This window comes from Arthrobacter sp. E70 (assembly GCF_058266945.1).
Genome location: NZ_JBYQFR010000003.1, coordinates 136,187 through 150,261, shown reverse-complemented (window position 1 = coordinate 150,261; position 14,075 = coordinate 136,187). Strand labels below are relative to the sequence as shown.

Sequence of the window (14,075 nt, the reverse complement as noted above, 5' to 3'; positions counted from 1 at the left end):
GACTTGTTCGACAAACCCCCTTCCGAAGAAACACGTTCCAGTGTGAAATCAGGAGGCAACGCACGAAGGCGAGGGGGCGAACGTATGTGCGGGCTTCAGATTCAGCGCCGGAGACCGCGCACGTACTCTTTCAAAGCGTCCTGCGAATTTCTTGCAGCATACCCCTGGGAGGCGATCTTGCTGAGGTTGAGAGTACTGTTCAGCGGCCTCGGAGCGGCATCCTTACCCTTGAAGTACTCGGCTGAACTGACGCCCGTTACAGCCTCACGGCTTTCACCCACCAGTTCGTAGACGTCTGCTGCAATGTCCGCCCAAGTCTGCGGCTCACCGTCGTTCGTCAAGTTGTAGGTTCCATACGACGCACCGGTTTCCAGAAGGTGCCTGATTCCTGAAGCGATGTCCTCGGTGAAACTGAGTCGGCCGGTCTGATCGTTGACAACAGAAGGTTTGACGCCGCGCAGGGCCAATCCGGCCATGGTGCGCACAAAGTTGTTGCCATCGCCGATGACCCAACTCGTCCGGACAATATAGTGCCGAGGCACAACACTGACTATTGCGTCGCCTGCAGCCTTTGTCTGGCCGTACACCCCCAGTGGGGTAAAAGGCTCCAACTCGTCGTGGACATCGCGGCCGCCGTCGAATACGTAGTCAGAGGAAACATGGACAAGGGTAAGGTCGTGCTCGACGGCGGTGCGCGCCAAGTGCGACACCGCTGCCACGTTGATGGCCCAGGCAGCGGCGCGGCCTTCCGCGGTCTCCGCCGTGTCCACTGCTGTGTAGGCCGCCGCGTTGATGATCGTGGAGTAGTTCTTCCAGTTCCTGGCACGATATGCATCCTCGTTGCCGAGGTCGAATTCAGCGCGACCAGCAAATTCCACTGATTCGTCACCTTCGTAGAGCGCCCGGAGCGCCTTACCAAGCTGTCCGTCGGCGCCTACCACCAAGACCTTCTTCCCCGGCATGGGGGCAACGTCCGCCAGCCGGGGATGGGCTTTATCCTTCTCGGACAGCTCGGCCTTCTCCAAGGAGATGGGCCACTGAATCGCCGCTGTTTCATCAGCCAGATTCAGGAACGTGTACTGGCCCTGGGCTTCGGCAGACCAATGATCGTTGACCAGATAGGTGTAGGCGGTGTTGTCCTCAAGGGTCTGAAATGCGTTGCCAACTCCGCGTGGGATAAAGATTGCCTGGCTGGCATCCATTTCCGCTGTGAAAACCGTGCCAAAGGACGGGCCCTTGCGGAGGTCAACCCAGGCACCAAAAATACGTCCAGTGGCTACGGATATGAACTTGTCCCACGGCTCCGCATGGATTCCCCGGGTGGTGCCGGCTTTCTCGTTGAAGGAGATGTTGTTCTGGACTGGCCGGAAATCGGGCAGGCCAAGGGACACCATCTTCTCCCGCTGCCAGTTCTCCTTGAACCAGCCGCGGTTGTCACCGTGGACCGGGAGATCATAGAGGACAACCCCCGGAATTGGCGTCTCGTGGGCGGTCAGCTTTTTCCCGAATTCGATCGCCATGCCCTACTGGCCCTGTTCCTTGTATTTTGCTTCCGTGACCGCTTTTTGAGGCCTCCACCAGTCCTCGTTGTCCCTGTACCAAGCGATGGTGTCTTCGATGCCGGCATCGAAATTGGAAAACTGCGGTTCCCACCCAATCTCGGTGCGCAGGCGTGAGGAATCGATGGCGTAGCGCAAGTCGTGGCCCGGCCGGTCCACCACATGGTCGTACGCGTCCGGTGACTGGCCCATGTGCGTCAGAATGAGCTCCACGACTTCCTTGTTGTTCTTCTCGCCGTCAGCGCCGATGAGGTAGGTCTCGCCAATGGTGCCCTTATCGATGATTGCCAGTACGGCTGAAGAGTGGTCGTTGGCGTGGATCCAATCCCGCACGTTCTCTCCCTTACCGTACAGCTTGGGGCGTATTCCGTCGATCACGTTGGTGATCTGGCGCGGAATGAACTTTTCCACGTGCTGGTAAGGCCCGTAGTTGTTGGAGCAGTTGCTAATCGTGGCCTGCAAACCAAAAGACCGCACCCACGCCCGTACCAGCAAGTCGGAGCCTGCCTTAGTGGAGGAGTAGGGGCTGGACGGGTTGTACGGCGTCTGCTCCGTGAACCGCTCCGGATCGTCAAGCTCAAGGTCGCCGTACACCTCGTCGGTGGAGATGTGGTGGAAACGCTTGTCGTGCTTCCGTGCCGCCTCGATGAGCACGTAGGTGCCGATGATGTTGGTGTCGAGGAATGGGCGCGGATCGTGCAGGGAGTTGTCGTTGTGCGATTCCGCGGCATAGTGGACTACTACGTCGGCGTCCGCAACCAGTCCGTCCACGAGGGCAGCGTCGGCAATATCGCCCCGAACAAAACTGAAGCGGTCCTCCGGGAGGTTTTTGAGGGACTCGAGGTTTCCTGCGTAAGTGAGCTTGTCCAGTACCGTTACCGTGTGGTCGGTCTCCCGCAGCACGTAATGGACGAAGTTTGAGCCTATGAATCCGGCACCGCCGGTTACGAGGAGTCGCGACATAGTCCTAGGTTACCGGCTGCACGTTGGTGCAATGTCATCCGTGGCCGGCGCGGGCACGTCCGGATGTCCCTTAGTAACCCGGGGCTGGCGGGTACCCGTAATACTGCTCCAGAGTGTCAATACCCCGGTTGCGCATATCCATCGCCACGTCCCGTCCGACGTACCGCAAATGCCAGGGTTCGTAGGCGTAGCCGGTCCAGTAGCTCATTCCCGCCGGATAGCGGATCACAAAGCCAAATTCGTACGCATGAGCCGCCGCGAACCCGCCTGCGGCTGTGGACGCAAAACATTCCTGCAATCCGCAGGCTCCACTGGGATTTCCGATGTCAACGGCCAATCCACTCTGGTGTTCTGAATACCCAGGCCGTGCCGAGATGGAGTCCGCCAGTTCCTGCCCGTACATTGCAACGTAGCTTTCGTACAGGGACGCCTGGCTGGAGTAACTCCGGAAACCGCTCACCACCGTTATCGCCACACCCGAGGCATTGGCCGCATCGACAAATTGCCAGAACGCAAGCGCTGCCTGATAACGCAAGGGGTGCCCGCCGACGTTCACCATGTCCGTGGGCGCGTAGTCGATGGGCGAGAGCGGATTCCTCTTGTTGATAACACGCTGGTACTCCCCTGGAGGATAGTAACTGACCGTTACCCCCGTGGTCGGATACCAGGTCAGCGTACCGCCCTGAAATCTTTGGCTGCAGCCGCCGTCTCCGGGGCATACTTCCTCAGTCACCGGGTAGCCCAGGCGCCCGTTCTCCCATCCCAGCGTTCCCCAGACGTAATCAATGGATCCTCCGGTTGCGTACGCCCCGACGCCCGGCGCCCAGTGGATTTGGCCGCCTTGGAAGGCCTGATAGCAACCGTCAGCCAGGAGGCGGCACCTTTCAGCAGCCACCGGATAGCCCAACGGGCCGGACTCAAAGCCGCCGCCTGCCCAACGGTTCCTGATGGCGCCCCACCGCGTTTGTTGGGCGCCGCTCGCCGGCGACCAATGGATTTGCCCGCCCTGGAAAGTCTGGTAACAGCCTGAGCGGACGAGGCCGCAAATTTCATCCGACGCAGGGTATCCAAGGCCGCCTTGCTCCCACCCCTGTTGCTGCCAGGCCGTACCGATTGCGCCCCACGTGGCACGGGCACCGGTTCCAGGCGTCCAGTGGATCTGGCCCCGCTGGAAGTCCTGATAGCAGCCACCACCCGCGAGCCCGCACCGTTCAGGTCCAACAGCGGCGCCCAGCGGGCCAGCCGACCCGCCGAGCATCTGATACTTGTCCTGAATTGGTGTGCCTGCGTCGGCGGGTACGGCAGACAGTAAGCCGGCAAGCAAACAGAAGACGGCGAAAAGGCCCGACAGCGTGGCAACCCGATCACGTTTCATGTGCACCTGACTGGTCGAAGGAAATGAAATCCCTGGTAGTGCTTACACACCGGGCAAGGTGGCCCAGAGCCCGTGCGCTGATTCTAGTGGTCCGGAGGCCGGGAAGCTCCCAAAAGGCTTACCGTAAGATCGAAGGGCACCTGGGAACGACAGGTCTTCGCGCCACCACGGAAAGCCACATGAATTTGCCTTGGAAGAAACCCGCCCTCCAGCCGGCTGAGGCGGACGGCGACGCTGCCGGCAATCGGACTATCAGCACCAAGAGTGCATCGGGAGTGGGAGCAGCGTCCATCATCGCCGCTGCCGCCGGATTCATCATCCTTGTGCTTGCCGGGAACCACCTCCGACCCGAGGACTACGCCCAGTTCAGCGTATTCTGGGGCGCCCTGTTTGGCATCTTCGGCGTGCTCTCCGGCATTCAGAGTGAAACAACGCGTGCCGTTCGCTCCGGGGACCCAGGGGGTGGGACCGGCGACACGCCCGGACTCCATCCCCCGGTCCTGGCTAACGGCCTCCTGGTCGGTGGCATCCTTGCTGTACTGATCCTGGCTTCCTCATGGCTCTGGGCACCTTCCGTCCTCGGCAGCAATGCCCCGTGGCTGCTTCCCACCCTGGCTGTCGCCGCCGTCGCCTATTCAGGTCACTCGGCCCTCGCCGGTGCCTCCGCCGGCGCCCAGGAATGGACCCTGTACTCCAGGCTGATGAGCGCTGAGGCGCTGTTCCGCCTGGCGACCGTTGGCGGCGTAGTCCTGCTGGGCGCCGGCCTCCTCGGCCTTGAATTCGCGTGCGCCCTCGCCGCCGCTTTGTGGTTGGTGTTCCTGCTGCTGTCCCCCACCGCGCGCGGCGCCGCTGCGGCCCGTGCCGATGTGCCCCGATCCGTTTACATGAAGCAAACCGGGCATGCCATGCTCTCATCCAGCGCCACGGCTGCCCTGATCGTGGGCTTTCCCGTGATCCTCAGCTTCACCAGCACGGCCCAGGAACTTGCCTCCGCCGGCGGCCTGCTCCTGGCCATCCAACTCACGCGGGCGCCCATCATGGTGCCGCTCCAGGCTTTCCAGGGTGTTGCCATTGCCGCATTCGTCAACCAGCGGGACCGGGGTATCCGGGCACTGTATAAGCCCACGGCACTGTTCATTGGGGTGGGCGTGGCCGGAGGTATCGCGGCCGGACTGCTGGGGCCCTGGCTGATGGAACTGTTGTTCCCGGGTAAGTACGAGGTTCCCGCCTGGCTGCTGGCCACTCTGACGTTCGACGCAGCCCTGATGGCCATCCTCACGCTGACGGGGACGGCGACCCTTGCTGTGGGACTTCACCGTGCCTACTCCCTGGGCTGGGTAGCGGGGACGGGCGTGAGCGTCATCTGCCTCCTGCTTCCTTTGCCGCTGCCCGTCCGGACGGCCCTGGCCCTGGCGGCGGGACCTGCGTTGGGCGCCGCCATCCACGTCGCTTCAATACTCAGGCGCGGAAATGCGGCCGCGTCCCCCTGAATACCGTCACGCTCACCGCCGGAACCCCACATACACGAAGGATGGCCTGTGCCCAACAACTCCCAACGTCCCAGGACCAGCGTGATCATGCCCGCCTACAACGCCGCTGACCTGCTTGAGCGAGCGGTCAGAACCGTCATGGCTCAGACTGATCCGGATTTCGAGCTTCTCGTCGTGGACGACCACTCGACGGACGGGACCCTGGACTTGGCCCGGCGCCTGGAGGGAGAGTTCGACAACCTGACGGTCATCGCCCTGCCGGCCAACTCTGGGGTGTCGGCCGCGCGCAATGCCGGCCTCGATGCAGCCCGGGGGTCCTGGATCAGCTTCATTGACAGCGACGACCAGTACCTGCCGACATTCCTTGAAACTATGCACGCCGCTACAGCGCCGGACGTGGATGTGGTGGTCGGTGGGCGGATTGTGGTGCAGCCTGACGGCACGGAAGCACCCAACGCCTCGCGTGCGCTGGGTGAATTCGACGGCGCAGAGGCCTGCAGGCTTGCCATGTGCGACGAACTCACGCCGTTCCCATGGGACAAGCTGATCCGGCGCGATCTCTTCGAAAAGGTCCGCTTCGCCGAAGGCGCCGCCCGGTTCGAGGACATGGCCACCAATATCGTTCTCCACTCGTTGTCCCGCCGTGTCCGGTCTATCAGCACACCGGTGTACCGCTACCACATCATGGCTGGGTCGCTTACTTGGGGCCGGGTCCCCACCGTGGCCGACACGACCGTGGCATTGAACCATCTGGACCAGCATCTGGATCCACAGTTCAAGGAGGGCAAGTATCGCGCCGCATACGATTGCATGCGCACGCTGGTGTTCCTGCTGGTGGCCCAGAGCGCGATCGCCCGCGGCAGCGGTACAGCGGCCGCCGCTGTCACTGTGGCGGAGTGCCGCCACGACATCAGCTGGGACATGCTCGTCCGCACCCTTGCCGTGCACAAGGTTATCGGGGCAGGGGCAGCCCTGCTGAAGCTGGCGCCCGCGGTCTACTCCTATCTGTACCTCCGGCACATCCGCGCCACGTACGGCGTGGGGAAGCCCCAAACGCCTTCGGCAAAGGCGCCCGCAGCCGCGCCGCCAGCCAACCCGGGTACCGGTTCTGGTATAGATTAGTAGCTATGTCAATCCCCCCCTACAGCCGCGCCCTCGTCATTATGCCGGCGTGGAACGAAGAGGAATCCGTTGGCAATACTGTCCGTGAAGTGCTTGCCCTCCGCGAAGGCTATGACGTCCTCGTAGTCAACGACGGCTCCCAGGACAGTACTGCTGCAGTAGCGGCAGAGGCCGGTGCCGTTGTTCTGGACCTTCCTTTCAATCTCGGCGTCGGCGGGGCCATGCGGGCCGGCTTCAAGTACGCAAAACGGAACGGGTACGACGCCGTCATTCAGGTCGATGCAGACGGACAGCACCATCCCAAAGAGATTTCCCGCGTACTGGCTGCCCTGGCTGACGCTGACATCGCCATTGGCGCGCGCTTCGCAGACCGCGGCACCTACAAAGTGTCAGGCCCCAGGCGCTGGGCGATGGTCCTGCTGGCCAAGGTCATTTCAGGTCTGGCCCAAACCCGCCTGACTGATGTCACCTCCGGATTCAAGGCAGCCAACCGCCGGGGCATAGACCAGTTCATCGACCACTACCCGGCAGAATACCTTGGCGACACCATCGATTCCCTGGTTGTCGCCATCCGGTCCGGTTGTGTGATCACGCAGGTTCCCGTGGAAATGCGTGTGCGCCAAGGCGGGACGCCCAGCCACAACCCCGTCAAGTCCGCCATCTACCTTGGCCGGTCAGTGTTCGCCCTGCTGTTCGCTCTGACCCGGCGCCGCTCGGAAATCCGAACACCTTCTCCTCAACTCGAAAGAGCATGATTTTGTCCGTTCTGGCCGCTTTCATCCTTGCCCTCGTCATCGTCGTCCTCGTGGTCGAGATGCTCCGCCGGAAGAAGCTCCGGGAAAAGTATGCAGTGCTCTGGCTGGTCGTTGGGCTGGCAACGCTGATCCTTGCGGCCTTCCCGCAACTCCTGGCGCTGACAGCGCGGCTCCTTGGTGTCCAGGTCCCGTCGAACCTCCTGTTCGCGATGACCATCCTGTTGGCCCTTGGCGTCTGCCTGCACTTGTCGTGGGAGATATCCGTTGTGGAGGACGAGACCCGCACACTGGCGGAGGAGGCGGCAATCCTCCGGACCCAGATAGAGCGGTTGGAGGCCCGCTTGGATGCCGAACTGGCCGAGCCCTCCCGGACCCCGACTGCGACCGACCCGGCGCCTTTTGACCGCGGCTGACACCAGCCTTACCCCGACGTATTGGATTTCGCATGCCACTTGATATCTTCATCCCCTACTGGGGCGACCCCGGCTACATGAAAGAGACCGTCCGCAGCGTCCTCAACCAGGACTCGGACGACTGGCTCCTCACGGTCGTGGACGACGCATACCCCGACGATGAGATCCAGCGCTACATGGCCGCCATCGATGATCCCCGCGTCAAGTACATCCGCAAGGAACAGAACGCTGGAATCACCGAAAACTATAAGACCTGCGTCTCCCTCGCTACAGAGGAGGTCATGGTTATCCTCGGGTGTGACGACGTCTTGTTGCCCAACTATGTAACAGTGATCAACCGAGCCCACCAGCGTTTCCCGGACGCAGCGATCATCCAACCGGGCGTTCAGGTGATCGACGAAGCAGGCACCGTGGTGCGGACCCTGGTGGACAGCACCAAGCAGCACATCGTCCGCCCCCGTTCGCGCGGACCCCGCCTCCTCTCCGGTGAGCACCTTGCGGCCAATCTGATGCACGGTGACTGGCTCTACTGGCCATCGCTTGCGTTCCGCACTGACAAAATCCGCTCCGTCGAGTTCCGCTCCGGCTTCCCGATTATCCAGGACCTGGCCCTGGTCATGGACATGGTCTACCGCGGAGACCAGCTTCTTCTTGAGCCCACCGTCTGTTTCTCCTACCGCCGCCACTCGGAAAGTGCTTCTTCCACCAAGCTGGTGGACGGCTCCAGGTTCGCCGGGGAACGTGACTACTTCGCCGTCTCGGCAGAGCAGGCAAGTCTCAACGGATGGACGAAGGCTTCACGGGCAGCGAAGCTTCGGCTCACATCCCGCGCCCATGCCCTCGCACTTCTGCCAAAAGCCCTGGCCAGCAAGAATTTCCCGGCCGTCAAGGTCCTCCTCAGCCACACCTTTGGTAACTAAATGTCAGCTCCAGAAAGGCCCTTCATGACTACACCCGCCCCGGAAACCCAGGCTCAGGAAACGGTCCTGGTGACTGGTGGTGCCGGTTTCATTGGCTGCGCCATCTCCAGCGACCTGGTTGCGAACTTCCGCCGCGTGGTGGTCGTGGACAACCTGCACCCGCAGATCCATGCCTCCGGTGAGCGTCCCGCTGAGCTGCACGAAGGCGCGGAGCTTGTGGTTGCAGACATCACCGCGGCCCAGACCTGGGACGAAGTCCTTGCAGACGTTACTCCTGACGTCGTCATCCACCTTGCCGCCGAGACGGGCACCGGCCAGTCGCTGGAGGAGTCGACCCGCCACGCGCACGTCAACGTGGTGGGCACAACGCAGTTGCTTGACGGCCTGAACCGGCACGGAAAACTGCCGCGGCGGATTGTCCTGTCCTCCAGCCGCGCAGTCTACGGTGAGGGACCCTGGGTCGACGCTGATGGACACCGTTTCTACCCGGGCCAGCGGACCAGCGCCACCCTGGACCAGGGCCAGTGGGATTTCCCCAATGCGACGCCTGCCGCCATGAAGGCTTCGGAGACGTTCCCTGCCCCGGTGAGCGTCTATGGAGCCACCAAGCTCGCCCAGGAAAACATCCTCCAGGCCTGGGCAAAGTCCTACGGCGTGGAGACTGTAATCCTGCGCCTCCAGAACGTCTACGGCCCGGGGCAGTCCCTGATCAACCCCTACACGGGCATTATGAGCCTGTTCTGCCGGATGGCCATGGGTGGCAAGTCCATCCCCCTGTACGAGGACGGGGAAGTACGCCGCGACTTCGTGCTTATCGACGACGTGGCCTCCGCTATCGTGGCCGGCGCCCTGTCCCCCAACGTCCAAGGCGAGCCGATGGACATCGGTTCGGGGGAATTCCAGACCATTGGCACCGCCGCCAGGATCATCGCGGCCCGCTACGGCGCCCCGGAGCCCCACGTCACCGGGCAGTACCGCCAAGGCGATGTACGGCACGCCTGGGCTGACATCGAAGCAGCGAAGTCGACTCTTGGATGGAAGCCGCAGTACAACCTCGAACAGGGCATAGAGCGGCTCAGCACATGGATCAACGCGCAGCCGGACGTGCAGCCTTACTAGCACGCCAGCAGCGGACGACGGCGGTACCTTACGGTGCCGCCGTCGTCGGGTTTAACCGGGCAATTGTTTTGTGACGCCTGGATCAGTCTCAGTTGTCCAGCGTCGCGAGGATGTGGTTGAGCGCCGCCTGGTTGTCCGGATCAACAATGATCACGGCTGACGGGTCCGCTTTCAGGATTCTGTTGACCACAAGGCGCAGGTTGTCCGAGCGACAGTGATGTCTCCGCACCGCTTTCGCCCCGAGTTTATGAAGCTGATCGAGGCCCGGTCTACTGCTATCGCCTCGTCCCGGTTTGCCCCGCGCGGAACGGCCAGCAATGATGGACTAATGCGCGGAATTATCCTTGCCGGGGGCACCGGGTCCAGGCTTCACCCGATCACCCTCGGCATCAGCAAACAACTGGTCCCTGTATACGACAAGCCGATGATTTACTACCCCTTGTCCACCTTGATCCTGGCCGGGATCCGCGACATCCTCATCATCACCACCCCACAGGACGCTGACCAGTTCCAGCGACTCCTGGGAGACGGTTCTCAGTTCGGGGTGAACCTTTCCTACGTCCAGCAGCCAAGTCCGGACGGCTTGGCGCAGGCCTTCATCCTCGGCGCTGACCACATCGGCGACGACACCGTTGCCCTTGTCCTCGGCGACAACATCTTCTACGGCCAAGGCATGGGCACCCAGCTGCGCCGGCACGCAAACATCAAAGGCGGCGCAGTGTTCGGCTACTGGGTCAAGGATCCATCCGCTTACGGCGTCGTCGAGTTTGACGGAGACGGCAAGGCCCTGTCACTCGAAGAGAAGCCGGAAAAGCCCCGCAGCCACTACGCCGTCCCTGGCCTCTACTTTTACGACAACGACGTTATTGATATCGCAAAGAATTTGAAGCCCTCTCCTCGCGGCGAATTGGAAATTACAGACGTCAACAAGGTGTATCTCGAACGAGGCCTCCTCCAGGTGGAAATCCTCCCCCGCGGCACTGCCTGGTTGGATACCGGAACCTTCAATGACCTCAGCGACGCGTCGAACTTCATTCGAACGGTGGAAAACCGACAGGGCCAAAAGATCGGAGCACCTGAAGAAATAGCATGGCGCCTGGGCTTCCTGACCGATGACGACCTCCGCCGACGTGCAGAGCCCCTGGTCAAGAGCGGCTATGGCGCCTACCTGTTGGAACTTCTGGAAAGCTGACCGGCGAACGGCTGCTCATCTGACCAAGCTGGTCTTGTGACGTAGCCGTGGCCCGGGCACCTCTTCCACTTTTTGCCGGCTGCACTTCACCAAGGAACTTAATGCGCACCCCCCTCAAAGTTGTTCTCTCGGTAGTTGTCGCCGCCACCGCTCTCAGCTCCTGCAGCATCACCGACGCGCCCCCCAAGGAATCGCAGACACCTTCGGCGCAGCCCACCCAGACGGCGGCGCCGACGTATCCACCATCGACCGAAGAACCCAATGTGCGGCTGACTGTAACCACGCTCTCGGGCAATGCTGCCGCCCAGGCGACCCACCACCTCGTCTGTGTGAGGGCAACGGCCGTACAAGGGACCGACCTGCAGGATGCAGACAAGGCCTGCAGCCTGTTGAACCGCCAACCCAGTCTGCTGGATTACGAGCCTACGGAAACCAACGACGAATGCGAAGCAGTCAACCAGCCAAACATCGCTGACGTATTCGGGGAAATTGACGGTAAGCAGGTCAGGACCAGCTTCCGGCGCAACAACACATGCAATGTGAAGAACTGGGACAACCTCAGGGCGCTGCTGGGAACAGTCACCGAAAAATAGCTGCATCAGCCGTTGGCTGACCGGAGCCGCGCTGTCGGACCGTGCCGCGGCCTACGGGCCACGCCGAGGGCGACGGCTGCACGTACCGGCAGGGATGGGAACTTCCTCGCCCACTCCCCTGCAGACCTCCCGGCGCTGGACTTATTGGAACCGGACAAGCAAGCGGTTGCCAACCGCAGCCTTGTACCGCCGAGGACGCCAGATGGATACTGGCTGGCTCCCTTTGGTTCCCCTGGAGCCGGCTCCACAAACACCACGTACATTGTGGGCCAGCTGGCTGGGCCAGGACGCGCCCTTCAACCACCTCAGCACTGCCGCTGCTCCGGGAGACCGGCTCACCGTCCTGACAGCAACAGGTACCGTCGACTATCAAGTGGACATTGTCACCGCACATTCAAAGTTAACCCTGCGGGACAGCGATATATGGAACGTTGTTCCCAACAGGCTCGTCCTGATCAGTTGCCACACTGACGATCCTTGGGGCTCAAACATCGTGGTCGTCGCGTCGCCGGTGGGCAGCCGGTCGGCAACTAAGCCCTACGCCCAGCCTTGAACAGGTCGATCTCGGGGCCCGATCCCATGTGCTTTGCCGCCCCTGCCGGCTACCAGCAGGCAATAACCTTAAAGAGCCGCGCTCCGGGACCTTCCGAATCAACAAGCTTCAGGCTTTCGTTTTCCTCCAGATTCATCACTCCGCCGTAGCCGGGAAGAGTACCTGTCACAGTTCGGGTGCCGAAATCCAGGACATAGTGGACGTTGAGCTTCCGGACAGCTTCACAGACGGCGGGGAACTGAGCTGCGTCTTTGAGGCCGGCGTTGACCACATCGACGTCCGACCCATGGGTTGTAAGGATGTGCGGCTGGATCACCTTCCGACCGGCCAGTGCGTAGGCAAGCGACGTTCCGCTGCTTGGCAGACCGGCAATACTTGTCCCCGGTTCCGTTGTTTCCGGGAGACGTTCCAGCAGCCGCCGTTCTTGCGTCGACAGCAGCGCGGAGTTTTCCCCACTCCGGTAACTCCAGTGCGCGTTAAAGGCGGCAGCGTTAGTCGGCAGCAGTTGGGGCACCAAGGAAACAAAAGCCACTACATAGACCGCGCCTGCCAGAAGTCTCCGCCGCGCCGGGCCCGGTCGGCCCGGGAAGCGGGCAGCCATGAAGGCGGACCGGTCGAGCACCTGAAGTTTTCCATGCAGCCAGTCCATGAGATAGAGCGCCCCGATCACCGCCGGTCCAATCACGACAACCGGGAGCAGCGCGGCCAGCCTGTAGCTGTCGTAGTACCAGACGCCCGTGATGAACTGCCTGATGGAAGCGTCATAGCCCGCAGCAAAGAAGAAAAGCCCGGCACCGATAAAGTACGTGCCAATAAGCCAGCGGCGCGATTTGGAGACCCAAAGATGGGCCAGGCCCGCGATAAGGCAGACGCTGACGACTTCCTGGGTGGGACGGCCCAGGAACGAATTCAACATCAGCTCCCCCAGCGCCTGGGCAGGGGTCTCCACTACCCGCCAATTGGCCGAATCAGCCGGGGGACGAAGGAAGTACCAAAGGGCCGTCAACGCAAGGAGCCCCATGGCGAGGGCCCCGGAAATCACCAACGCCGTTCGTTTCGCGTGGGCCGATCCAACATAGCGCAGGTCCCGCATCTTGCAGTAGTACAGGCCGAGGACCCCGGGCAGTGCGAAGGCCAGCAGGGCCATCAGAGTGCTCGGATGTGCCAAAGCCACGCCGGCGGCTGCGAGGGCGGCGCTCAACCACGCAATCGGAGCTGCTGGACGTTCGTGGAAGCCGAGCCCCAATGCTGTGAAGGCCAGTCCCAAAGCGGCGGGAAGAACGGAGATCGAGAGCAGGTTCGGGTACAGCACGCCCCAGTCGATCATCAGGATCGGGAACGTTGCGAAGCCCGCCGAGAAGACAAGGGCAATAACGGCTGCCGCCTTGCGGTAGCCAGCAACCGCGAAGACCAGGAAGAGCGTGCCCAGAGGCCATGCCACTGCACCGATGGCGATGCTTGTTGCGTTGACGAGGACAGGGATGGACGCTCCAGTGAATTCCCCGACAAGGGCCACTATTCCATGCCACGCGGCCGGGTAGGCGCTGATTCCGGTGAAGGCTCCCAGGTTCAGGGGCGAAGCATTCTGCGACTCCATCGCCCAACGGACGGCGTTGAGGTGGAAGACATTGTCATACGTTTGGGAGATGGAGTCCGGGTGGATCATTGCGGTAGCCAGTTGGGCCCCGATCACGACGGCTGCGATTGCAGAACCGATGCCGACCACAGCGGTGAGGTGGCCGGTACCTCGAGGTTCGGGTATGTGGAACCTTCTGGAACCCCAGAACTTCGATATGAAGAACGCGATGACAGAAACCACGGCGCAGCCCACCAACACGGGCGCGGGTGTCCAGGGCAGGCCCAGGAAGGGAAAAACCAATGCCAGGAAACCGATGGTTCCAACGCTGAAAGCAGGAGCAACGAGGAGGGCAAGAATTCCGGGCACCCTGATAGCTATCGAAGTCGCCAAGCCGGGAAGCAGGATCAAAAGCACGGCGGTAAGGATTACTGGCATGGATTGC

12 protein-coding genes and 1 pseudogene are annotated in these 14,075 nt (G+C 62.0%); 9 read left to right on the top strand and 4 right to left on the bottom strand.

The genetic code is table 11. The features are described 5' to 3' along the window. Positions 1–101 precede the first annotated feature (101 nt). The 3 genes from AC3IMC_RS04560 to AC3IMC_RS04550 form a co-directional block, all read right to left on the bottom strand. Positions 102–1,520, bottom strand: a complete 1,419-nt coding sequence (locus AC3IMC_RS04560) for a sugar nucleotide-binding protein (RefSeq protein WP_490917232.1) — start codon at positions 1,518–1,520, stop codon at positions 102–104. Positions 1,521–1,523: 3 nt separating this feature from the next. Continuing rightward, positions 1,524–2,522, bottom strand: coding sequence for a dTDP-glucose 4,6-dehydratase (gene rfbB / locus AC3IMC_RS04555; protein WP_490917231.1), 999 nt, complete (start codon positions 2,520–2,522; stop codon positions 1,524–1,526). 70 nt (positions 2,523–2,592) lie between these two features. Continuing rightward, positions 2,593–3,897, bottom strand: coding sequence for a D-alanyl-D-alanine carboxypeptidase family protein (locus AC3IMC_RS04550; protein ID WP_490917230.1), 1,305 nt, complete (start codon positions 3,895–3,897; stop codon positions 2,593–2,595). Between the two features lie 179 nt (positions 3,898–4,076). On the opposite strand from AC3IMC_RS04550, the gene AC3IMC_RS04545 reads away from it, so the two are divergent. From AC3IMC_RS04545 to AC3IMC_RS04505, 9 genes and pseudogenes are all read left to right on the top strand, one after another. Further along, the gene (locus AC3IMC_RS04545) at positions 4,077–5,387 is read left to right on the top strand and encodes a polysaccharide biosynthesis protein (RefSeq protein WP_490917229.1); all 1,311 of its coding nucleotides are present in this window, start codon (positions 4,077–4,079) and stop codon (positions 5,385–5,387) included. Positions 5,388–5,435: 48 nt separating this feature from the next. Next, complete coding sequence (locus AC3IMC_RS04540; RefSeq protein ID WP_490917228.1) at positions 5,436–6,509, top strand: glycosyltransferase family 2 protein; 1,074 nt, start codon at positions 5,436–5,438, stop codon at positions 6,507–6,509. 5 nt (positions 6,510–6,514) lie between these two features. Then, a complete protein-coding gene (locus AC3IMC_RS04535; protein ID WP_490917227.1) occupies positions 6,515–7,264 on the top strand; it encodes a glycosyltransferase family 2 protein in 750 nt (249 codons plus the stop codon). Beyond that, positions 7,261–7,677: a DUF2304 domain-containing protein gene (locus AC3IMC_RS04530; protein WP_473696888.1), complete on the top strand. Its 417-nt coding sequence runs from the start codon at positions 7,261–7,263 to the stop codon at positions 7,675–7,677. Before AC3IMC_RS04535 ends, AC3IMC_RS04530 begins: the two co-directional genes overlap by 4 nt. A gap of 32 nt (positions 7,678–7,709) precedes the next feature. Further along, positions 7,710–8,597: a glycosyltransferase gene (locus AC3IMC_RS04525; protein ID WP_490917226.1), complete on the top strand. Its 888-nt coding sequence runs from the start codon at positions 7,710–7,712 to the stop codon at positions 8,595–8,597. A 24-nt stretch (positions 8,598–8,621) separates the two neighbouring features. Continuing rightward, positions 8,622–9,716, top strand: a complete 1,095-nt coding sequence (locus tag AC3IMC_RS04520) for an NAD-dependent epimerase/dehydratase family protein (RefSeq protein ID WP_490917225.1) — start codon at positions 8,622–8,624, stop codon at positions 9,714–9,716. 328 nt (positions 9,717–10,044) lie between these two features. Then, positions 10,045–10,908 (top strand): glucose-1-phosphate thymidylyltransferase RfbA, encoded by an 864-nt coding sequence (gene rfbA, locus AC3IMC_RS04515; RefSeq protein ID WP_490917224.1) that lies wholly within the window; start codon positions 10,045–10,047, stop codon positions 10,906–10,908. Positions 10,909–11,009: 101 nt separating this feature from the next. Continuing rightward, entirely contained in the window at positions 11,010–11,501 is a 492-nt protein-coding gene (locus AC3IMC_RS04510; protein WP_490917223.1) for a hypothetical protein, read from the top strand. 144 nt (positions 11,502–11,645) lie between these two features. After that, positions 11,646–12,054: pseudogene (locus AC3IMC_RS04505) on the top strand (class F sortase); the annotation flags it as partial. Positions 12,055–12,103: 49 nt separating this feature from the next. On the opposite strand, the gene AC3IMC_RS04500 reads toward AC3IMC_RS04505, so the two are convergent. Continuing rightward, a complete protein-coding gene (locus AC3IMC_RS04500; protein WP_490917222.1) occupies positions 12,104–14,068 on the bottom strand; it encodes a DUF6541 family protein in 1,965 nt (654 codons plus the stop codon). Positions 14,069–14,075 lie beyond the last annotated feature (7 nt).

Coding starts and splice junctions, on each gene's coding strand:
- AC3IMC_RS04525 (WP_490917226.1), top strand. CDS start 7,710: ATGCCACTTGATATCTTCATCCCCTACTGGGGCGACCCCGGCTACATG.
- AC3IMC_RS04500 (WP_490917222.1), bottom strand. CDS start 14,068: ATGCCAGTAATCCTTACCGCCGTGCTTTTGATCCTGCTTCCCGGCTTG.
- AC3IMC_RS04530 (WP_473696888.1), top strand. CDS start 7,261: ATGATTTTGTCCGTTCTGGCCGCTTTCATCCTTGCCCTCGTCATCGTC.
- rfbA (WP_490917224.1), top strand. CDS start 10,045: ATGCGCGGAATTATCCTTGCCGGGGGCACCGGGTCCAGGCTTCACCCG.
- AC3IMC_RS04520 (WP_490917225.1), top strand. CDS start 8,622: ATGACTACACCCGCCCCGGAAACCCAGGCTCAGGAAACGGTCCTGGTG.
- rfbB (WP_490917231.1), bottom strand. CDS start 2,522: ATGTCGCGACTCCTCGTAACCGGCGGTGCCGGATTCATAGGCTCAAAC.
- AC3IMC_RS04545 (WP_490917229.1), top strand. CDS start 4,077: ATGAATTTGCCTTGGAAGAAACCCGCCCTCCAGCCGGCTGAGGCGGAC.
- AC3IMC_RS04535 (WP_490917227.1), top strand. CDS start 6,515: ATGTCAATCCCCCCCTACAGCCGCGCCCTCGTCATTATGCCGGCGTGG.
- AC3IMC_RS04510 (WP_490917223.1), top strand. CDS start 11,010: ATGCGCACCCCCCTCAAAGTTGTTCTCTCGGTAGTTGTCGCCGCCACC.
- AC3IMC_RS04550 (WP_490917230.1), bottom strand. CDS start 3,897: ATGAAACGTGATCGGGTTGCCACGCTGTCGGGCCTTTTCGCCGTCTTC.
- AC3IMC_RS04560 (WP_490917232.1), bottom strand. CDS start 1,520: ATGGCGATCGAATTCGGGAAAAAGCTGACCGCCCACGAGACGCCAATT.